The 20,418-nt window shown below is 72.3% G+C and carries 17 protein-coding genes, 1 tRNA gene and 1 riboswitch; of the genes, 5 read left to right on the forward strand and 13 right to left on the reverse strand.

Translation table 11 applies throughout. The annotated features are described in order from the left end of the window. Positions 1-177: 177 nt before the first annotated feature. Positions 178-259, reverse strand: a tRNA-Leu gene (locus tag OG422_RS11595). Positions 260-761: 502 nt separating this feature from the next. Here OG422_RS11595 and OG422_RS11600 point away from each other — a divergent pair. Further along, positions 762-1,544 carry an ABC transporter ATP-binding protein gene (locus tag OG422_RS11600; protein WP_405742498.1) on the forward strand — a complete coding sequence of 261 codons (783 nt, stop codon included), beginning with the start codon at positions 762-764 and terminating at the stop codon, positions 1,542-1,544. 47 nt (positions 1,545-1,591) lie between these two features. Further along, entirely contained in the window at positions 1,592-4,117 is a 2,526-nt protein-coding gene (locus OG422_RS11605) for an ABC transporter permease (protein WP_143941628.1), read from the forward strand. Positions 4,118-4,185: 68 nt separating this feature from the next. Here OG422_RS11605 and OG422_RS11610 read toward each other — a convergent pair whose 3' ends face one another. Together OG422_RS11610 and OG422_RS11615 are read right to left on the reverse strand one after the other, a co-directional pair. Further along, entirely contained in the window at positions 4,186-5,496 is a 1,311-nt protein-coding gene (locus tag OG422_RS11610) for a cyclopropane-fatty-acyl-phospholipid synthase family protein (protein WP_143941629.1), read from the reverse strand. A gap of 199 nt (positions 5,497-5,695) precedes the next feature. Then, positions 5,696-7,078 (reverse strand): NAD(P)/FAD-dependent oxidoreductase, encoded by a 1,383-nt coding sequence (locus OG422_RS11615; RefSeq protein ID WP_143941630.1) that lies wholly within the window; start codon positions 7,076-7,078, stop codon positions 5,696-5,698. A 386-nt stretch (positions 7,079-7,464) separates the two neighbouring features. Between OG422_RS11615 and OG422_RS11620 the strand changes: the two genes are divergently transcribed. Together OG422_RS11620 and OG422_RS11625 are read left to right on the forward strand one after the other, a co-directional pair. After that, complete coding sequence (locus tag OG422_RS11620) at positions 7,465-7,593, forward strand: hypothetical protein (RefSeq protein WP_285229392.1); 129 nt, start codon at positions 7,465-7,467, stop codon at positions 7,591-7,593. Then, positions 7,590-7,859 (forward strand): type II toxin-antitoxin system RelE/ParE family toxin, encoded by a 270-nt coding sequence (locus tag OG422_RS11625; RefSeq protein WP_405742501.1) that lies wholly within the window; start codon positions 7,590-7,592, stop codon positions 7,857-7,859. The genes OG422_RS11620 and OG422_RS11625 overlap by 4 nt, the downstream gene beginning before the upstream one ends. A 139-nt stretch (positions 7,860-7,998) precedes the next feature. Here the strand turns inward: OG422_RS11625 and OG422_RS11630 are convergent, their stop codons facing one another. From OG422_RS11630 to OG422_RS11675, 10 genes are all read right to left on the reverse strand, one after another. Then, on the reverse strand, positions 7,999-8,952 hold the full coding sequence (locus tag OG422_RS11630) for an exopolyphosphatase (protein WP_405742503.1): 954 nt from the start codon (positions 8,950-8,952) through the stop codon (positions 7,999-8,001). Next, complete coding sequence (locus OG422_RS11635) at positions 8,949-9,494, reverse strand: DUF501 domain-containing protein (RefSeq protein ID WP_405742505.1); 546 nt, start codon at positions 9,492-9,494, stop codon at positions 8,949-8,951. The genes OG422_RS11630 and OG422_RS11635 overlap by 4 nt, the downstream gene beginning before the upstream one ends. A gap of 134 nt (positions 9,495-9,628) precedes the next feature. Then, entirely contained in the window at positions 9,629-10,084 is a 456-nt protein-coding gene (locus OG422_RS11640) for a septum formation initiator family protein (RefSeq protein WP_405742507.1), read from the reverse strand. A gap of 288 nt (positions 10,085-10,372) precedes the next feature. Continuing rightward, positions 10,373-11,662 (reverse strand): phosphopyruvate hydratase, encoded by a 1,290-nt coding sequence (gene eno, locus OG422_RS11645; protein WP_405742509.1) that lies wholly within the window; start codon positions 11,660-11,662, stop codon positions 10,373-10,375. Positions 11,663-11,995: 333 nt separating this feature from the next. Then, positions 11,996-12,646, reverse strand: coding sequence for a transglycosylase family protein (locus OG422_RS11650; protein ID WP_143941637.1), 651 nt, complete (start codon positions 12,644-12,646; stop codon positions 11,996-11,998). Between the two features lie 4 nt (positions 12,647-12,650). After that, positions 12,651-12,861: riboswitch (cyclic di-AMP (ydaO/yuaA leader) on the reverse strand. A 219-nt stretch (positions 12,862-13,080) separates the two neighbouring features. Further along, positions 13,081-14,094 (reverse strand): transglycosylase family protein, encoded by a 1,014-nt coding sequence (locus OG422_RS11655; protein WP_405742511.1) that lies wholly within the window; start codon positions 14,092-14,094, stop codon positions 13,081-13,083. A gap of 232 nt (positions 14,095-14,326) precedes the next feature. Continuing rightward, entirely contained in the window at positions 14,327-15,649 is a 1,323-nt protein-coding gene (locus OG422_RS11660) for a cytochrome P450 (protein ID WP_405742513.1), read from the reverse strand. Positions 15,650-15,790: 141 nt separating this feature from the next. Then, positions 15,791-16,831, reverse strand: coding sequence for a nucleoside triphosphate pyrophosphohydrolase (locus tag OG422_RS11665; protein WP_405742515.1), 1,041 nt, complete (start codon positions 16,829-16,831; stop codon positions 15,791-15,793). 113 nt (positions 16,832-16,944) lie between these two features. Next, complete coding sequence (locus tag OG422_RS11670; RefSeq protein WP_405742517.1) at positions 16,945-17,589, reverse strand: SurA N-terminal domain-containing protein; 645 nt, start codon at positions 17,587-17,589, stop codon at positions 16,945-16,947. A 348-nt stretch (positions 17,590-17,937) separates the two neighbouring features. Next, positions 17,938-18,669 (reverse strand): HNH endonuclease family protein, encoded by a 732-nt coding sequence (locus OG422_RS11675; RefSeq protein ID WP_405742519.1) that lies wholly within the window; start codon positions 18,667-18,669, stop codon positions 17,938-17,940. Positions 18,670-18,867: 198 nt separating this feature from the next. Here OG422_RS11675 and OG422_RS11680 point away from each other — a divergent pair, with 198 nt between their 5' ends. Further along, positions 18,868-20,370, forward strand: coding sequence for a DUF2079 domain-containing protein (locus tag OG422_RS11680; RefSeq protein WP_405742521.1), 1,503 nt, complete (start codon positions 18,868-18,870; stop codon positions 20,368-20,370). The last annotated feature ends 48 nt before the right edge of the window (positions 20,371-20,418 follow it).

Consider the following 20,418-nt stretch of genomic DNA (forward strand, 5'->3'; position numbering starts at 1 on the left):
CCGGCAGGCGAACCGCCCCGCGCCGCGCATCGGCCGCCCGGACAGGCAGAACGCTGCGGAAGAGGGCGGCGGACGCACCCCGTCGGAGCGGAGGTGCGAGCGGGATACGTCAGGGTGGGCGCAGTGCGGCGCAAGGCCCGGGAAAACCCTTCGGAACGGGCGGCCGATTGCCGGAAGTGCCCGGAGCCGGACTTGAACCGGCACGGCCCGAAGGCCAGCGAGGTTTAAGCTCGCCGTGTCTGCATTCCACCATCCGGGCGTGGACTCCCCCATGCCCCCACAGAGGCAGCACGAGCGTAGCCCGCAGGCCACCGAGCCCCAGGCCGCTCATCCCGAGGTTGTCTTATTTTATTGGCAACTGAGGGTGCGTCAGTCACCGGATCAGGCCGTTGTCACATGCCCACGACGCACCTCCGGCGTAACACCCTGAAACACGTTCGGTGCCCGGAATGACGGAAAGTCGCCGTCCCGCCTCGCCAAGCCGCCCTGGTATGTGCTCAACCGACACTCCGGCATGAATCCCCTCGCGCCGGGCACCCTCCGCCTGCCCGGCCCCGCACCCCTCTTGCACCCCGGAGCCGGTCGCCCGTCTCAGGGACCGCCCTCCTCCCCAGGGATGACAGCCATCGCACCCGGTACGCCCCAAGGTTGGCCCAGGACGGCCGTCCTGGCTGACATTCCGGGCCGCTCGCCCGGCGGACGATGGAAGGGTCCCCAGACCGCGGCCACCCGCCGCCCCGTTTCGACAGGAGCACGCTTCCGTGACCACCATCCCCTCCGGCGTCCCCACCGCCCCCCGCACCACCGCGGCGGCCGCCCGCGCAACGGATCTCACCAAGGTCTACGGAGAGGGCGAGACCCGGGTGGTCGCCCTCGACGCCGTCTCCGTCACGTTCCACCAGGCCCAGTTCACCGCGATCATGGGCCCCTCCGGGTCCGGCAAGTCGACGCTGATGCACTGCATGGCGGGGCTGGACACGATCTCCGGCGGCAGCGCCCGGATCGGGGACACCGAGCTGACCGGGCTGAAGGACAAGAAGCTCACCCAGCTGCGCCGCGACAAGATCGGCTTCATCTTCCAGGCGTTCAACCTGCTGCCGACCCTGACGGCGCTGGAGAACATCACCCTCCCGATGGACATCGCGGGCCGCAAGCCCGACCGCGCCTGGCTGGACCGCGTCGTGGAAACCGTCGGCCTGAGCGGCCGCCTCAAGCACCGGCCCGGCCAGCTCTCCGGCGGCCAGCAACAGCGCGTCGCCGTCGCCCGCGCCCTCGCCTCCCGACCGGAGATCATCTTCGCGGACGAGCCGACCGGCAACCTCGACTCCCGCTCCGGCGCCGAGGTCCTGGGCTTCCTGCGCAACTCCGTCCGTGAGCTGGGCCAGACCGTGGTGATGGTGACCCACGACCCGGCCGCCGCCTCCTACGCCGACCGCGTCGTCTTCCTCGCCGACGGCCGCATCGTCGACGACATGCCCGACCCCACCGCCGACCTGGTCCTGGAACGCATGAAGGGCTTCGACGCCAAGGGCCGTACCAACTGACGCCCCGCCGCCCGCACTTCGGACCACTCCCCCAGGACTACTGACCCATGCTCCGTACCGCCCTGCGCAACGTCCTCGCGCACAAGGCCCGGCTGCTGATGACCGTCCTCGCCGTCATGCTCGGCGTCGCCTTCGTCTCCGGCACCCTGGTCTTCACCTCCACCATCTCCGACGCGCTGCGCTCCAGCGCCCGGGAGGGCTACGCCGACGTCGACGTGGCCATCCAGCCCAACAGCGACGGTTCCGGCCTCGGCGACCGGCCCGCGCTCGACCAGCGCCTGCTCGACAAGGCCGCCCACGTGCCCGGCGCCGCCTCGGCCACCGGCACCGTCACCGGGTTCACCGCCATCGCCGACCGCCACGGCAAGCTGATCGGCACCGGCTTCTCCACCCGCGGCGGCAACTACTACCCCGGCGCCGACGGCAAGGACGCCCGCTACCCGATGCGCGACGGCGCCGCCCCGCACGGCGCCGACCAGATCGCCCTGGACTCCCGTACCGCCGACGAGGCCGGGTTCAAGGTCGGCGACACGGTCCGCCTCTCCTTCGACGGGCCGGTCCACGAGACCCGGCTGACCGGCATCTTCACCACCACCGACGGCGCCGTCTCGGCCGGTGGCAGCCTCGCGCTGTTCGACAACGCGACCGCCCAGAAGCTGCTGCTCGCCCCCGGCAAGTACAACGAGATCCACGTCAAGGCCGCCCCGGGCACCTCGCAGGACGCCCTGGAGACGGAGATCCACAAGGTGCTGCCCGCCAAGGGCGCCGAGGCCACCACCGGCCGTCAGCTCGCCGACGACGAGGCCGAGCAGATCGCCAAGAGCATGGAGAGCATGCAGACCGCCCTGCTGGGCTTCGCCGGTATCGCGCTGTTCGTCGGCATCTTCCTCATCGCCAACACCTTCACCATGCTGGTCGCCCAGCGCACCAAGGAGCTGGCGCTGCTGCGCGCGGTCGGCGCCAGCCGCCGCCAGGTCACCCGCTCCGTGCTGATCGAGGCCGTCGTCGTCGGCGCGGTCGCCGCCGTCACGGGTCTGGCCGCCGGTATCGGCATCGGCGCCGCGATGCGCGCCCTGATGAACGGCACCGGCGCCACCGTCCCCGACGGCCCCCTCGTCGTCGACGTGTCCACCGTCGTCACCTCGCTGGTGGTCGGCATCGGCGTGACCGTCCTCGCCGCCTGGCTGCCGGGCCGCCGCGCCGCGAAGATCCCGCCGGTCGCCGCGATGAACAGCGTCCACGCCACGGCCACCACCAAGTCCCTCGTGGTCCGCAACACCATCGGCGCGCTCTTCGCGGGCGCCGGAATCGCCGCCGTACTGGCCGCCACCGGCATGAGTGACGGCAAGTTCGTGATGGGCCTGGGCGCGGTGCTGCTGCTGGTCGGCGTGTTCGTCCTGACGCCGCTGCTGTCCCGCCCGCTGATCGCCCTGGCCGCCCCGCTGCTCCGCACGTTCGGCATCTCCGGCAAGCTCGCCCGGGAGAACGCGGTCCGCAACCCGCGCCGCACGGCCGCCACCGCCTCCGCCCTGATGGTCGGCCTGACCCTGATCACCGGCCTGACGGTGATCGGGACCAGCGTCCAGAAGGGCATCGACAAGATGGCCGTCGACTCGCTCAAGGCCGACTACGTCGTGTCCATGGCCGGACTGACGCCGCTCTCCCCCGAGGTGGCACAGAAGCTCGGCGGCCTGGACGAGGTCACCGCCATCAGCCCGCTGCGCAGCTCCGAAGCCGAGATCGGCGGCAACACCACCTACCTGACCGGCGTCAACGGCAAGGACTTCGGCAAGCTGACCCGCCTCGACTTCGCCTCCGGCTCCCTCGGCGACCTGGCCGGCGGCGGTCTGATCGCCGACGAGGACACCGCGAAGGAGAAGGGCTGGAAGGTCGGCTCCCGCGTCCCGGTGACGTTCGAGGACGGCAAGAAGGAGACGCTGACCGTCTCGGGCGTCTACCACGGCAACGAGATGATCCATCAGGTCATCGTGGACAACGGCGTCCTGAGCACCCACCAGAAGCACGCCACCGACATGCAGGTGATGCTCAAGACCAAGGACGGCGCCACCGACGCCACCAAGCAGACGCTGATCGATGCGCTGGGCAAGAACCCGGCCCTCACCGTCGAGGACAAGAAGGACGTCTCCGCCGGCATCTCCCAGTCGATCGACCTGCTGTTGAACATGCTCTACGCGCTGCTCGGCATGGCCGTGATCGTCGCCGTCCTCGGCGTCGTCAACACCCTGGCCATGTCGGTCTTCGAACGGTCCCAGGAGATCGGCATGCTGCGGGCCATCGGCCTGGACCGCACCGGCGTCAAGCGGATGGTCCGCCTGGAGTCCCTGGTGATCTCGCTCTTCGGCGGGGTGCTCGGCATCGGCCTCGGCGTCTTCTTCGGCTGGGCCGCCGGTGAGCTGATCTCCGCCTCGCTCGCCACCTACGAACTGGTCCTGCCCTGGGGCCGGATGGGCATCTTCCTCGCCCTGGCCGCGCTGGTCGGCGTGGTCGCCGCCCTGTGGCCGGCCCGCCGCGCGGCGAAGCTGAACATGCTCACCGCCCTCAAGGCGGAGTAGCCGCCCCACCCCCGGAGGGCCCCGGACCGTACGCGCGTACGGTCCGGGGCCCTCCTGCGTACGGTGCCTCAGCCCTGCCAGGCGCGCGGCCGCAGCGGCAGCCCCGACGCCCCGGACTCCGGGGTCCGTACGGCGAGCACCTGGTTGACCCCTATGCGGTTGCGCTCGAAGGACAGCGCGGACGCGGCCATGTAGAGCCGCCACACCCGGGCCCGGCCCGGCGTCGTCAGCCGCACCGCCTCCTTCCAGCGGGCCTCCAGGTTGGCGACCCACTGCCGCAGCGTCAGCGCGTAGTGCTCCCGCAGCACCTCGACGTCCCGCACCTCGAACCCGGCGTCCTCCAGCGCCCCCGCGGTCCGCCCGATGGGCGCCAGCTCACCGTCGGGGAAGACGTACCGGTCGATGAACTCGTCGACGTGGTAGGTGTCCTCGTCGTCCAGCGGGCGCCGGGCGATCTGGTGGTTGAGCAGCCGTCCGCCGGGCTTGAGCAGGGCGTACAGGGCGCTCGCGTACTCGGCGTAGCGGGCCCGCCCGACGTGCTCGGCCATGCCGATCGAGGAGATCGCGTCGAACGGCTCGTCGTGGATCTCGCGGTAGTCCTGCACCCGGATCTCGACCCGGTCGGCCAGCCCCGCCTCGGCGATCCGCTTCCGGGCGTAGGTGGCCTGCTCCTCGGAGAGGGTGATGCCGACGGCGCGGACGCCGTACGCGCGGGCGGCATGCAGCACCATCGAGCCCCAGCCGCAGCCCACGTCCAGCAGCCGCTGCCCCTCCGCGAGGCCGAGCTTGCGGCAGATCAGGTCGAGCTTGTCGCGCTGCGCGTCCTCCAGCGTCGCCTCGGGGCTCTCCCAGTACGCGCACGAGTAGACCATCGACGGGCCGAGCACCAGCGCGTAGAAGTCGTTGCCGACGTCGTAGTGGTGGCTGATGGCCTCTTTGTCGCGCAGCAGGGTGTGGAGCGGGCCGCGGCGGGTGCGGGCCTCCTCGGCGGGCGGGGACGGCGGCAGCGGGGCGCCCGCGAGGGTCAGCAGCTCCTTGGCCGCCGCGCGGACCTCGGGCCGCGCCAGGGCCCGCAGGAGAGGCGCGCGCTGCGGCGCGGGGGCGGCGGTGCCGCGCTCCCAGATCAGGCCGGCCACCGAGTCGAGCGCCTCGTAGAGATCGCCGTCGATGTCGAGGTCACCGGCGACCCAGGCGCGGGCCAGGCCCAGTTCGCCGGGTTTGAAGAGCAGGCGGCGCAGCGCGCGGCGGTTACGGAAGACAAGGACCGGGGCGCCCGGAGGGCCGAACTCGCTGCGGTCCCACGCGCGGATGCGTACCGGGAGCTTCGCCCCCAGCACCTCCTCGGCGAGCTTGGTGAGCCGTCCAGCGGCGTCGGCCATGTCGCACACCTCCGTCTTGACGAGTCGGCGAAACACTTTCACCGACCACGTAAACGCCGTGCAGGCGCCCGGATAGTCCCGTTCCCACGTAAGGGGACGGCAAAGCGCGCCACGGCTCCGACGGCGGACATGCCGAAGGGCGCCCGCCCCACGGATGGCGGACGCCCTTCGGGCCGACCGGTCTACACCGGCCTGGAGATCAAGAAGCCTTGGCCTTCGGCTTGTCGGCCTCGGCAGCGGGCTTCGGCGCCGGCTTAGCGGCCTCGTAGAACTCCTCGCGGGGGTTCTGCATGGCGCTGAGCGAGACGACCTCGCGCTTGAGGAACATCGCGAGCGTCCAGTCGGCGAAGACCCGGATCTTGCGGTTGAACGTCGGCATGGCCATGCCGTGGTACGCACGGTGCATGTACCAGGCGAGACGGCCCTTGAACTTGATCTTCGCCTTGCCGACGACGATCATCGCGACGCCCTTGTGCAGGCCCAGGCCCGCGACGGCACCCTTGTTGGCGTGGCTGTACTCCTTCTGCGGGAAGCCCCGCATACCGGAGACCACGTTGTCGCCGAGGACCTTCGCCTGCCGCAGCGCGTGCTGCGCGTTCGGCGGGCACCAGGCGTTCTCGTTGCCGGCCTTGCGGCCGACCATGTCCGGCACCTGCGCGTTGTCACCCGCGGCCCAGATGTAGTCGGTGCCCTGCACCTGGAGGGTGGCGCCGGTGTCGACGTGACCGCGCGGGCCCAGCGGCAGACCGAAGCGGGACAGCGCCGGGTTCGGCTTGACACCCGCGGTCCACACGATGGTGTCCGAGTCGACCTCAAGGCCGTTGTTGAGCACGACGTGACCGTCGACGCAGGAGTCCATGCCGGTCTTGAGGTAGACCTCGACGCCACGGCCCTCAAGGTGCGCCTTGCCGTACGCACCGAGCTTCGGGCCGACCTCGGGGAGGATCTTGTCGGCGACGTCGACCACCAGGAAGCGCATGTCCTCGCGCTTGACGTTGTTGTAGTACTTCGCGGCGTCGCGGGCCATGTCCTCGACCTCGCCGACGGTCTCCGCACCGGCGAAGCCGCCGCCGATGAAGACGAAGGTCAGCGCCTTGCGGCGGACCTCCTCGTCGGTGGTGGAGTCGGCCTTGTCGAGCTGCTCCAGCACGTGGTTGCGCAGCCCGATGGCCTCCTCGACGCCCTTCATGCCGATGCCGTTCTCGGCCAGGCCCGGGATCGGGAAGGTACGGGAGACCGCGCCCATCGCGATGACCAGGTAGTCGAAGGGCAGCTCGTACGCCTCGCCGACCAGCGGCGCGACGGTGGCGACCTTGCGGTCCTGGTCGATGGTGGTGACCCGGCCGGTGAGAACCTCCGCCTTGGGCAGCACACGCCGCAGCGGAACCACGACGTGGCGCGGGGAGATGCTGCCGGCCGCAGCTTCAGGGAGGAAGGGCTGGTACGTCATGTACGAGCGCGGGTCGACGACCGTGACGGTCGCCTCGCCGTACCGCATCTTCTTGAGGATGCGACGCGCCGCATACAAACCTACGTACCCACCGCCTACAACGAGGATCCTGGGACGCTCCGTGGTGCTCATGCAATCGAGTATCCACCTCCCCTTGGGGGGCTGCTCGTGAGCCCCTTCACAAGAACTAGAGGGGTATCTGCTACACTGCGCCGCCCTCGTGACGGACGCCATACCCCTTCCGGGGAACCACTCACCGCCGCGGCCCGTTGAGACCCCTTGTGATCAGGGCTTGTGAACGCAGGGGCGATCGAACCACACACCGGGTGAGCGCGAACGCCGCCCCCGCTCCGCCCCGCATTCCCCGGCTCAAGAGGCCCTAGGACCTTCGATTGAGGCCCACAGGGCCCCTTTCTTCGGCCATCGGGCACCTTTTTCATGTGAAGAGTTTCACGAACTTTTCCGGGGCGCCCGCACGCCGGGGCGACGGGGGAAGCTGAATCGCCGCGAGAAGGGGGATGCGCGGGGCGCATTGCGGGCGGGCGGCGTTGCCCGGAGGGGGCACGGCCGGGTGCCTCGGCCCGACCGTCACCATGGCCGAGTTGCTGGCCGACCTGTTCGCCGAGCGCACCGAAGACGCGGCGTGAAGTACGTATTCCGGTTCACCACCGCGGCGCAGCGGCAACTGCGCGCCCTGGACCGACCCACCGCCATGCGCATCCTCGCCGCGCTGACCGAACTCGGCGACGACCCCTACCGCGCGGACGCCGACATCAAGAAGCTCACCGGCCCGTCGGGGCTCTACCGGCTCCGGGTCGGCAACCACCGGATCGCCTACCGGATCGAGGACGGCGAACTCGTCATCCTCGTCATCGAGGTGGGCGAACGGCGCGACGTCTACCGCGCACTGTGACGCGACGGCCCCCGCCGCCCTGAAGGGATGCTGTTGGCTGAACTGACCAACAGCATCCCCGAAGGCGACGGGGGCCGTGCCGTCCAGGACGGCTCAGGCAAGACTCCAGGCGATACCGTCGGGCGCCGCCGCCACAGCGCTACCCGGCATCCTCGGCCGCTTTGATGGCGATCCCGTCAAGAATGTCGTGCTCGCTGACCACGACCTCCTCGGCGCCCGTGCGGTCCATGATCGCGAGGAGGACGAGGGCGCCCGCGGCGATGACGTCGACGCGGCCGGGGTGGATGACCGGGATCGCGGCGCGTTCGGCGTGGGTGGAGGTGACCAGGCGGTCGGTGATCTCCGCGACGCGGGCGCGGGAGACGCGGGCGTGGTGGACAGCGGTCGAGTCGTAGTGGTCGAGGCCGAGGGCGATGGCGGCGACGGTGGTGACCGAACCGGCCAGGCCGACGAGGGTGGCGGCCTCGCGGAGCGGGACGGCGGCCTCGGCCTCGTCGAGGGCAGCGGCCGCGTCGGCCTTGATCGCGGCAATCCGGTCGGGGGACGGCGGGTCGCTGATCTCGCCGTCGCGCATCAGGTGCCGCTCGGTCATCCGCACGCACCCTATGTCGACGGAGCGGGCGGCGCGGACGGTGCCGTCGCCGAGGACGAACTCGGTGGAGCCGCCGCCGATGTCCACGACGAGGTACGGACGGGCGAGGTCGGCGCGGCCGGTCAGCTCCCGGGTGGCGCCGGTGAAGGAGAACTCCGCCTCCTGGTCGCCGGTGATGACCTCGGGCTCGACGCCGAGGATGTCCACCACGCCGCGGACGAAGTCGTCGCGGTTCTCCGCGTCGCGGGAGGCGGACGTCGCCACGAACCGGGTGCGCTCCGCGCCCAGCTCCGCGATGACCGCGGCGTACTCACGGCAGGCGGCGAAGGTCCGCTCCAGCGCCTCGGGGGCGAGCCGCCCGGTGCGGTCCACGCCCTGGCCGAGGCGGACGATCTGCATCCGGCGGTCCAGCTCCGTCAGCTCACCGGTGGCCGGGTCGACGTCGGCGACCAGCAGACGGATGGAGTTGGTACCGCAGTCGACGGCGGCGACCCGGGTCATTCGGTGTCTCCTTCGGCGGCGGTGTCCTGACAGGGCGTGACACACGGGCCCTTGCGCCACCACTCGGGCAGCATCGCGAGCGCCTCGTCGCCCAGCGGGTTGACACCGGGACCAGCCGCGAGGGAGTGGCCGACGAGGACGTGCAGGCACTTGACCCGGTCCGGCATGCCACCGGCGCTGGGAAAGCCCTGGAGCACCTCGATGGCGTCGCGGCGGCGGATGTAGTCCTCGTGGGCGGCGCGGTAGGCGGCGGCCAGCTCGGGGTCGGTCGCCAGCCGCTCGGTCATCTCCTTCATCACGCCGCTGGCCTCCAGCGTGCCGATGGCGGAGGCCGCGCGCGGGCACGTCAGGTAGTACAGCGTCGGGAACGGCGTGCCGTCCTCCAGGCGCGGGGCCGTCTCGACGACATCCGGCTGGCCGCAGGGGCAGCGGTGGGCGATGGCCCGCAGGCCGCGCGGCGGGCGACCCAGCTGCTCCTTGAAGGCGGCGATGTCCGCGGCGGTGGGCTCGGTGGGCTCGGTCTGGGGCGGAGGCGTGTCCATGTGCGCTTTCGGTGGGATCTTCGGTGGGCTGCCGGCCACGGACGGGCGGACGCGACCGGTACGGTGCGTCGCCGCCCGCGGATCGGGCGGGGCGGATCAGACGGTGCCGGGAGGCCGGACCGGGGTGCGGCGCGTCACCGGCCGGCCGTGTCGACGTCGGCCCAGAGGTTCTCGTACCAGGGGCTTCCGGCCGCTCCCGCGCCGTCGCGCGGAGCGCCGTCGTCGGCGCGCGATCCGTCCTGGACGATATAACCCGTCTCGCCGGGACGGACGAAGTGCAGATGCAACCGGGCCTGCTGCTCGACGTAGGCGGAGTCGCGCCAGCGGGACTTCTCGTCGCGCAGCCGGTCCAGCGCCTTGGCCGCTTCCTGGGCCTTGCGGCGCTGGTCGGCGATGTCGGAGCGCTGAGAGACGTACTGCCGTATCGGGTAGGCCAGGGCCACGACGAGGGAGCACATGACGAGGGCCAGCAGGGCGGCCCGTCCGGTGAGACGGTTGCGGCGGGGGCGCCGGACGCGTTGGACGCGGGCCGCCGCCTGTTCGCCGAGCGCCTTGAGCCGGGTCGCGGTCGAGAACCGGTCCGCGGACACGTCGCCTCCCCTGTTGGCCGACTGTCATGGAGTTCGTACGCTCCCGCCGGGCGGGGCCGTTCGGAAGCGCAGCCGTCCCCGGCAACGGTACGGGACCGTCGCCGGGGACGAACGCAGGCCGTGACGGCGGATGGCCCGCCCACGGTCGGGTGGGGCGGGCACTCGCGCCGGGAGGGTCAGCCCTTGCGGTGCTCACCGGTTCGCAGAGCGCTGTGCTCACCGGTTCGCAGAGCGCTGCGCTTACTGGTTCGCAGAGCGCTGCGCTTACTGGTTCGCAGAGCGCTGCGCCTACTGGTTCGCAGAGCGAAACCGGGGGAAGGCCGAGCGACCGGCGTAGACCGCCGCGTCGTCCAGGATCTCCTCGATGCGCAGCAGCTGGTTGTACTTGGCGACGCGCTCGGAGCGGGCCGGGGCACCGGTCTTGATCTGGCCGCAATTGGTGGCGACGGCCAAGTCGGCGATGGTGACGTCCTCGGTCTCGCCGGAGCGGTGCGACATCATGCACTTGAAGCCGTTGCGCTGGGCCAGCTCGACGGCGTCCAGGGTCTCGGTGAGCGAACCGATCTGGTTGACCTTCACCAGGAGGGCGTTGGCGGAGCCCTCCTCGATGCCGCGGGCCAGGCGCTCGGGGTTGGTGACGAAGAGGTCGTCGCCGACGAGCTGGACCTTGGCGCCGAGCTTGTCGGTGATGACCTTCCAGCCGGCCCAGTCGTCCTCGAACAGCGGGTCCTCGATGGAGACCAGCGGGTAGGCCGCGACCAGCTCCTCGTAGTACTCCGTCATCTCGGCGGCGGAGCGGTCCTTGCCCTCGAACTGGTACTTGCCGTCCTTGTAGAACTCGGAGGCGGCGACGTCCAGGGCGAGCGCGATGTCCTGGCCGGGGGCGTAACCGGCCTCCTTGATGGCCTCCAGGATGAGGTCGAGGGCCTCACGGTTGGAGCCGAGGTTGGGGGCGAAGCCGCCCTCGTCGCCGAGGCCGGTGGCCAGGCCCTTGCCCTTCAGGACCTTCTTGAGGGTGTGGTAGACCTCGGCGCCCCAGCGCAGCGCCTCGGAGAAGGACTCCGCGCCGATCGGGGCGATCATGAATTCCTGGATGTCGACGTTGGAGTCGGCGTGCGACCCGCCGTTCAGGATGTTCATCATCGGGACGGGCAGGACGTGCGCGTTCGGGCCACCGAGGTAGCGGAACAGCGGCAGGTCGCTGGCCTCGGAGGCGGCGTGCGCGACGGCGAGGGAGACGCCGAGGATGGCGTTGGCGCCCAGCGAGCCCTTGTTGTCGGTGGCGTCCAGGTCGAACATGGCCTGGTCGATGAGGCGCTGCTCGGTGGCGTCGTAGCCGACCAGCTCCGGGCCGATCTGCTCGATGACGGCGAGGACGGCCTTCTCGACGCCCTTGCCCTGGTAGCGGTTGGGGTCCCCGTCGCGCAGCTCGACGGCCTCGAAGGCGCCGGTGGAGGCACCGGACGGGACGGCGGCCCGGCCGGTGGAGCCGTCGTCGAGGCCGACCTCGACCTCGACCGTGGGATTACCTCGCGAGTCGAGAATTTCGCGGGCTACGACGACGTCGATGGACGGCACGTTGTCTCCTTCATGGGTGTCTGGAGTTCTGCGGCACGAGCCTAACGGCCCCCGGTCCTTCCGCTCGCTCCCGGCCCGCGCTGCGGGACGAAAGGTGCCTCGGACGCCGGGTACCGGACATTCGACAACGAAGGCCGCGGAACGGAAAAGCAGCTGATAAGGGGCGGGGCACGACGCTGTGTCCGGCACCAGGGTACGGAACGGCGAAACCCCGCCTCGGCGCGCGGAGGCGGCATCGGCGGTGAGCCGGTGCCGCCCCGGGGACGTGCGCGCCGGGCGGGGTTTCCCGTGGGACCGGGGTGCGGGGCGGTGAGAGCGGGCCCCGCGCGGGGATCAGACGTGGAGCTTCTGGCCCGGGAAGATGAGGTTCGGGTTGGAGCCGATGACGGACTTGTTGTCCGCGTAGACCGACTTCCAGTTCGTGCCGTGCGCCTTGGCGATCTTGGCCAGGGTGTCGCCGGACTTCACGGTGTAGTTGCCGTGGCCCATGGCGTGGTGCTGCGGGGCCTGCTGCTGGGGGGCGGCCTTGGGCTGCGGGGCCTGCTGCTTGGGCGCCTGCTGCCGGGGGACGGCCCTGGTGGTGGAGCCCGTGTTCAGGTCGGGGGACGGGCCGCCGGCGGAGAGGTTGCCGGCACCGGCGCAGGACCAGGCGCCCGGGCCCTGGATGGCGAGGAGCTTCTCGGCGGCCTGGATCTGCTGGGCCTTGGTGGCCTGGTCGGCGCGCGGGGCGAACTGGGTGCCGCCGGCGGCCGCCCAGCTGGAGGAGGAGAACTGCAGGCCGCCGTAGTAGCCGTTGCCGGTGTTGATCGACCAGTTGCCGCCGGACTCGCACTGGGCGACGGCGTCCCAGGTGGCGACCGAGGCGGCGGAGGCGGAGGTGGCGCCCATCAGCGGGACGGCCACGGCGGCGCCGGCGACACCGGCGAGGGTGGCGACGCGGACGGCCTTGGAGGGGCGACGGTGCTTGGCCTTGTTCATCAGCATGTTTCGTTTTCCTCACCGACGCCTGCGAGGTGAGCTGTCGGGTTCGGGCGGTGTGGATTGCCCGGCCGTGTGTGCCTCACACACGGCTTCACCCCAAGCCGGTCGACCCGCTTTCACGGGTGGGGCCGGCACTTACCTTGGGTCCCCCGCTCCTGCCTTCGGCGCTTACGCGTCGACCACCTTCGCCCACCGGCAGGATTCGGCGTGTGAACGAAGGGCCCGCTTTGGCGAGCGGTGCTGACCGTAAACAGAACCCCCTGTGTCGTTCAAACCCCACTTTCTGGGCACAGTTGACCGTCAACGACCGCAGAGGGCGCATATTTCCGCAGGTAGGACATGGTGTGGATGCGAAGGGCAGGTCGGGACGCCACGGGTGTCAACGAGAGCCATGTCTCACTTTCGCCAAAAGGGGCAAAGCTACCCATCTCCCTCGATCAGTGGCCCAGATCGAGGAGTTGACCTGGGTGAATGAGGTCCGGGTCGTCGCCGATGACGTCCTCGTTGCGCTCGTACAGCGCGGGCCAGCCGCCCGGCAACTCACGCGCCTCGACGATGGCTGACAGGTTGTCACCGGGGCGCACGGTGTACGCGTCCTCGCCCGGGTCCGTCCGCTCGCCGCCCCGCGAGGCGTGCCGCCCCGGGGCGCGGTCGCTGCCCCCGACGCCCCCGTTGGCGTCGCTGCCGCCGCGGTGGCGCCCGGAGCCGTCACCGTCACGGGAGCCGCCCCCGTCCGCCGGGGGCGTCGTACGGGACGGGTGCGAGGGCTCGGACGGGGTGGAGGTGTGGCCGGACGGGTCGTCCGACGGGCCGGGCCTGCCGGGCCGCCCCGAGCCTTCGGGCACCTCCGGGGAGTCGGTGGCGTCGGGCGTGCCGGGTGAGGTGGACGGGTCGGGGGTGCCGGACGGGTCCGGCTCGCCCTTCGGCGCGGACGGGTCGGTGGTGGACCGGTCCGGGCCGTCGGGGATCGAGGTCCCGTCCTGGCCGGTGTCCGTGCCGGTGCCGGTGTCCGCGCCGTCCGCGTCGGCGGGCGGGGTGGTGACGGTGCCGCCGGGGTCGACGTCGGGGATTCCGCCGCCCTCGGTGAGTCCGGCGCCGGCCGCGCAGCGCGGCCAGGCTTCCGGGCCGCGGTCGGCGAGGATCGCCTGGGCCACGGCTATCTGCTGGGCGCGGCTGGCCAGGTCGGGGCGGGCGGCGTACTCCAGCCCGCCGTGGTCGCGCCACATGTCGAGGGTGAGCTGGAGCCCGCCGTAGAAGCCGTTGCCGCCGGCGCTGGACCAGATGCCGCCGGACTCGCACTGGGCGACGCGGTCCCAGGTGGTGGCGTCGGCGGCGTGGGCGGCGCCCGCGCCGAGGAGGGGCAGGGCGAGGCCCGCGCCGGTCACTCCCGCCGTGACAAAGAGGGCCGGTGCCTGGCGGGGGCGACGGTGTCTGCCGTTGCCGGTGCGCATGCGATTGCCTTTCGAGCGGCGGTTGAGTTGTCCGCCCCGGCGCCCCGGCCCGGCCGCCGGGGTCCGGTACGGCCGTCCACCGGGACGGTGGAGCGCTTGTTCGGTGGCAAGGTAGCCGGGCTCACGGGGCGTCACAAGCCGGTGTAGCAGAGATCACGTGTAGGTCACGTGACTGACGGAGCGTCAACTTATGGGCCGTGGGCGGCCGTCCGCGCTGGTGGACGGCGTGTCGTCAGGGGGCCGGGGTGAACGTCACGGGGAGGGTGCGCAGACCGCGCATGATGAGCCCGCCGCGCCACCGCATATCGTCCGGTTCCGCCGCAAGCCGGATGTCGGGCAGGCGGGTCAGGAGAGTGGCGAGGGCGGTCTGCCCTTCGAGGCGGGCGAGCGGCGCGCCGAGGCAGTAATGGATGCCGTGGCCGTAGCCGAGGTGCGGGTTGTCGGTGCGGCGCAGGTCGAGGGTGTCCGGGGCGTCGAAGCGTGCGGGGTCGCGGTCGGCGGCGGCCAGCACCACCAGGACCGGATCGCCCTCGGCTATCTGCTCGCCGCCGAGCGTCAGCTCCTCGGTCGCGAACCGCCAGGTGGCCAGCTCGACCGGGCCGTCGTAGCGCAGCAGCTCCTCGATGCCGGTGGTCAGGACGTCGCGATCACCGGAGGCCAGGGACTTCTGGAGGAGTTCGCGCTGGCCCGGAGTGCGGAGCAGGGCGTAGGTGCCGTTGCCGATGAGGTTGACGGTGGTCTCGAAACCGGCGAAGAGGAGGATGAACGCCATCGCGGCGACCTCGTTCTCGGTGAGGTGTTCACCGTGGTCGGAGGCGCGGATCAGCCCGGAGATCAGGTCCTCGTCGGGCGCGGGCTCGGGCGGCAGCGCGGCGCGCTTGCGGTGGATCAGCTCGGCGAGGTAGCCGCGGATCTTCTTGACCGCCTTGGCGACGCCGCCGCGCGGCCCGCCGCCGGTGCCGCCCGGTTTGGTGTGCCGGAGCATCATCCCGGCCCAGTCCCGGAAGTCGTCCTGGTCCTCGCGCGGGACGCCGAGCAGGTCGCAGATGGCGTAGATCGGCAGCGGGAAGGCGAACTCGTGGATGAGGTCGGCCTCACCGCGGGCGGCGAAGGAGTCGATGAGCGCGTCGGTCAGCTCCTGGACGCGCGGGGCGAAGGCGGCGACGCGGCGCGGGGTGAACGCCTTGGAGACCAGTCGGCGCAGCCGGGTGTGGTCGGGCGGGTCGATGTTGAGCAGATGCGTCATGAGGTTGGCGCTGCGCTCGCCCGGGATGCCCACCTTGCCCTTGCCGTGGGCGCTCTCACTGTGGTGCACCGGGTTCTTCGAAAGCCTGGAGTCGGCGAGCGCCTGCCGCGCATCGGCGTACCGCGTCACCAGCCACGCCTCGACGCCGCTGGGCAGCGCGGTCCGGTGCACCGGCGCGTGCTCGCGCAGCCAGGCGTACGCCGGGTACGGGTCGGCGCCGAACTCCCAGGTGAAGAGGGCGGGGGCGGGCGGGGTGGCGGCCTGGGGGTGCGCGGGGCACCCGGGGGCGGCTTCGGGCGTGTGGTGCACCTTTCGACGGTAACCGCTGCTCCGGCCACCGCGGACCGCGCGCCCTGTCCCGTAGGGGGCCGCCCCTACTCAGGCATCGGTGGCGTCACTCCGGCATCGGCGGACCGCTCCGGCGTCGGCGGCGCCCCGCTCCCCGGCCCCCTACTCGGGTATCTCGGGTATCTCCTCCGCCCCGGATGGCGGCAGCCCCTCCGCCTCGCGGATCGCGTCGCGGTAGGTGCGGGCGGCGGCGCGCAGGGCGGTTTCGGGGTCGGTGCCCTCGGCCTCGGCGCGGGCGGCCAGGGCAAGGAGTTCGTAGCCGATGCCGGGGGCGGCGGGGCGGACGTCGAGACCGGCCGTGCGGGCGCGGGAGGCGAGCTTGGCGGCGAGGGCCAGGGCGGGCTGGGTGAGCGGGACGCCGTCGGTGACCGACGCGCGCCGCTTCTCGACCGCCTTGGTGCGCAGCCAGTGCGCCCGGACGTCCTCGGGCGTCTCGGCGGGCTCGTCCCCGAACACATGCGGATGGCGGTGGATCAGCTTCTCCACGATCGCCCCGGCGACGTCGTCGACCGAGAAGGGTGCGTCGGGGTCGTCCTGGGCGATGCGGGCGTGGAAGACGACCTGGAGCAGGACGTCACCCAGCTCCTCGCACAGCGCCTCGCGGTCACCCGTCTCGATGGCCTCGACCAGCTCGTACGTCTCCTCCAGGGCGTACTTGGCGAGGTCTTCGTGGGTGCGGATGCCCGTCCACGGGCAGGCGGTGCGGATGCGGTCCATGACCTGGACGAGGTCGAGCAGCCGGGCGCCCGGCAGGTCGTACGCGCCAGGCAGCAGCTCCAGGTCGGGCATGGTCTCGCGGCCGGAACCGGCGAGGCGGGCCAGGCCGTCGGTCAGCGCGCTCTCGCCGTCGGCGGAGGTGAGGACGACGACCGTGCGGTCCCGGGCGACGCAGTCGTCGACCAGCTCGCGGGCGCCGGGGACGGCGGACTCCACCGTGACCCCGGCCTCGCGCAGATAGGGCAGCTGCGGGTGGGCGGCGTCGGCGCAGAGCACCCGGTCGGCGGCGCGCAGCGTCCGCCAGGCGTTCCAGGACAGCAGGCCGGGGGCGACGCGGTGGCTGGTGGTGAGCAGGACCAGGCGCCCGGTGCCGCCCTCGGGGCGGGCGTCGGCTCCGGCGTCGGCGGTGGGGACGTCAGCGTTCACCCCTCGAACGTAACGCACCCCACTGACAGCGCCCGCGCCGCGAACGGGCGGCGGCCCCGGCGCCCGGTGGCCGCACCGGCCGACCGGGCACCGGGGCCGCCCCGGTACGGGCCCTACGCCTGCTGCCGGGCGCCCGTGGCGTGGGAGATCCACGGGTCCTTCGTCGCGCCGAGGATCACCCGCCGGTCGTTCCAGGTGCCGAAGCGCGGGTTGACGTCGACGCCCATGGCGCGGGAGGTGCGGGCGAGGTTGTCGACGAGGCGGCGCTGGCCCTCGGCGCTGGTGCGGTCGGCGCCGATCTTCTTGGCGAGGCCGTCCAGCAGCAGTTGGTTGCGGACGGTCGCATCGACCTCGTCGGGGGCGACGGACTGCTGCTGGAGCCAGACGGCCTTCAGCCGGTCCGGGCCGCCCAGTTCCTTCTCGGCGGTGGTCCGCCACTGCTGCACATCGGAGCGGGTGACGGTGACCCCGGCGCGGTCGGCGCTGCGTTCCAGGACCCGTTCGAAGATCATGCCGTTGAGGGTGGCCAGGCTCAACTGGCCGGTGCTGGAGATGAGTTGACCGCCCTGCGGGGACTCGCTCTGGGCCCGGCGTACGTCCTTCACCTTCGCCTGGAGCTGGGCGACGGTGATCCGCTTGCCGTCGACGATGGCGGCGGCACCGGGGTGCGCGTCGCTGCCGCAGGCGGTGAGCAGCGGGGCCGCGGCCAGCAGGGCGGCGGAGACGGATACGGAGAGCACTGTCCTACGGCGGAGCACGGGGCCTCCCGGCAGAGATCGTGAACGAGACGGCGCGGCGCGAACGCCGCGCGGCGGCGGTGGGCGGGGCACCCCCGGCGGGTGCCGGGAGCGGGCATCTCATCGATCTGGCGTTGATCGATGGTAAGGAGTCCGGATGCCCCGGGCCACCGGTTGGCCAACGATTCCCCAGGTTTTTGGGTACGCGGGGGGCCGCGGGGCCGGGTGCCGGGCCGCCGGGGCGCCGCACGCCGGGCCGCCAGACGCCGGGGCGCCGGGTGCCGGGCCGCCGGACGCCCCGGCCCCGCGTACCCGGCCGCGCACCGCACCGCCCCGCCCGGGGCCGCCCGCCTCGGCCCCCGCCCTCTCCTACTTCGCCTTGAACCGCTCCGGCGCCTCCGTCGGGTTGCCGCCCGTCGGCAGCTTCTCGCTCGGGCAGCCGTTCAGCACCTTCGTCATCGCGGCCTTCTCGTCGCGGGTGGCCCACATCCCGTACTTCTTCTTCACCGCCACCTGCCGGGCGACATAGGTGCAGCGGTACCCCTGGTTCTCGGGCAGCCAGGCGGCCGCGTCGCCGTCGCTCTTGCTGCGGTTGGCGGACGCCTCCACGGCGATGAGGTTCAGCGGGTCGTTGGCGAGCGCGATCCGCTTGCGGGGCGCCCAGCGGGCGGCGCCCTTCTGCCAGGCGTCGGAGAGCGCGACGACATGGTCGATGTCCACCTTGCTGCTGCCGCGCCGGTAGCGGATGGTGCCGCCGGTGTACGGGTCGTGGGTGAGCGTTCCGGAGACGACGGCGCAGCTGCCGCCGCGGTGCGAGGTGTCGCGCAGATCGCGCTGGAGGATGTCGTCGCGGGTGCCGCAGCCGTTGCCGTCGGTGTCGGCCCAGGCGCTGCCGAAGCGGTCGCGGGCGTAACCGTCCTGCGACGCACGCTTCTTGACGGGCAGCCCGGTCAGCGCCGCCAACGCGCCACCGGGCGCACCGGACGCCGTCGCGCCGTCCTTGGCGTCCTTGCCGCCCGGCCCGTCGGCGGGCGTGCAGCCGGTCAGGGCGAGCAGTGCGGCGACCGCTGCGGCGGGCAGCGCGGTCCGTATCCGGTTCAAGTCGGGTGTCCCCTCGGGTAGCTGGGCCGCCGGAGCGCCCGGTGGCCGGTCCGGCGAAGGAGCGTACGCGCCACGGAGGCACGTACGCCCTGACGGCCCGGCGGGCAGGAGCCCTCGCGGGGCTCGTGCGCGTCAGGTCGTCGCCGTCCGGTTCGACGGCTTCGAGTATCTTTTCGGAAGCCAAGACGGAGGACGCGCATGGATACGGCCGCAGCGACGGCAGCGGGCGCCGGTCCCGGTGCGCCCGGCACGGCGACCGGGATCCCGCCCGGGCAGCCGACCGCACCGCCCGACGCACCCCGCGACGGGCAACCCGCCGCGCGCGGCCCCCGCCGCCTCGCCGCGTGGGGTGCGCCGCGCCTCGACCCGTGGTGGACGGCGGTGCTGCTCTTCGCCGCGTACGCCACGCTTTCGCTGCTGCGTCACCTCACGATGGGCACCGCCTCCTGGGACCTCGGCATCTTCGAGCAGGCGGTCCGTGGTTACGCCCACCTCGGGGCGCCGATCGTGGATCTCAAGGGGCCGGGCACCAACATCCTGGGCGACCACTTCAGCCCGGTGCTGATCCTGCTCGCGCCGCTCTACCGGCTGCTGCCCTCGCCGATGACGCTGCTGACGGCGCAGGCGGCCCTGTTCGCGCTCTCGTCGGTGCCGGTCACCCGCACCGCCGCCCGGTATCTGGGGCGCGCCCGCGGGCTGGCGATCGGTGTCGCGTACGGACTGTCGTGGGGTGTGCAGAAGGCCGTCGACTTCGACTTCCACGAGATCGCGTTCGCGATGCCGCTGCTGGCGTTCGCGCTGGAGGCGGTGGTGCGCGGGCGGTGGACGGCGGCGGTGTGCTGGGCGGCGCCGCTGGTGCTGGTCAAGGAGGACCTGGGCGTCACCGCCGCCGCCATCGGCATGGTGGTGCTGGTGCGCGCGCGGCGGGCGGTGCCGCTCGCCGTCGCGCTGGTCGGCTTCGGGCTGACCGCCACCGCCGTCACCCTCGGTGTGATCATCCCCGGGTTCAACGGCACCGGCTCGTACGACTACTGGACCAAGCTCGGCGGCGACGGCGCGGCGGGCCCGGGGATCGGGGTGGGCACCGCGCTGCACACCCTGCTGTGGGTGCTGCTGCCCACCACCGGTCTGCTGGCGCTGCGTTCCCCGCTGCTGCTGGCCGCGGTGCCCACCCTCGGCTGGCGGTTCGTCTCCCACGAGCCGCATTACTGGGGCATCGACTGGCACTACAACGCGGTGCTGATGCCGGTGGTCCTCCTCGCCCTCGTCGACGCGCTGGACCGTTCGGGGCGTTCGCCGCGGCCCTGGCTGCGCGGGCTGGCGGGGCAGCTCCCGGCCGCCTGTCTGGCCGCGGCGCTCGCGCTGACCACCACGCTGCCGCTGTCCCGGCTCACCGAGTCGGAGACCTACCGGATCCCGCCGGAGGCCGCCGCCGCCGACCGGTTGCTGGCGACCGTCCCGGACGGCGCGAGCGTCGAGGCCGACATCCGTCCGCTGTCCCGGCTCGTCAGCCGCACCCGGGTGTTCTGGATCGGCGACACCCGCGGCATCGCCCCCGACTACATCGCCGTGCAGCTCGCCGACGGCCGCACCCTGGAGCAGGTCCGCACCGAGGCCGAGCAGCGGCATCCGCACACCGGGTACGCGGTGTCCGGTACGGCCGCGGACTTCGTGGTGCTGCGGCGGACGTCCGGGCCCTGACGCCGGGCGGAATACCGGGGGCGGCGGCGGGCGGCGGTCGTTACGGTG

The sequence above is a fragment of the Streptomyces sp. NBC_01525 genome (genome assembly GCF_045040405.1).
GTDB lineage: Bacteria > Actinomycetota > Actinomycetes > Streptomycetales > Streptomycetaceae > Streptomyces > Streptomyces benahoarensis.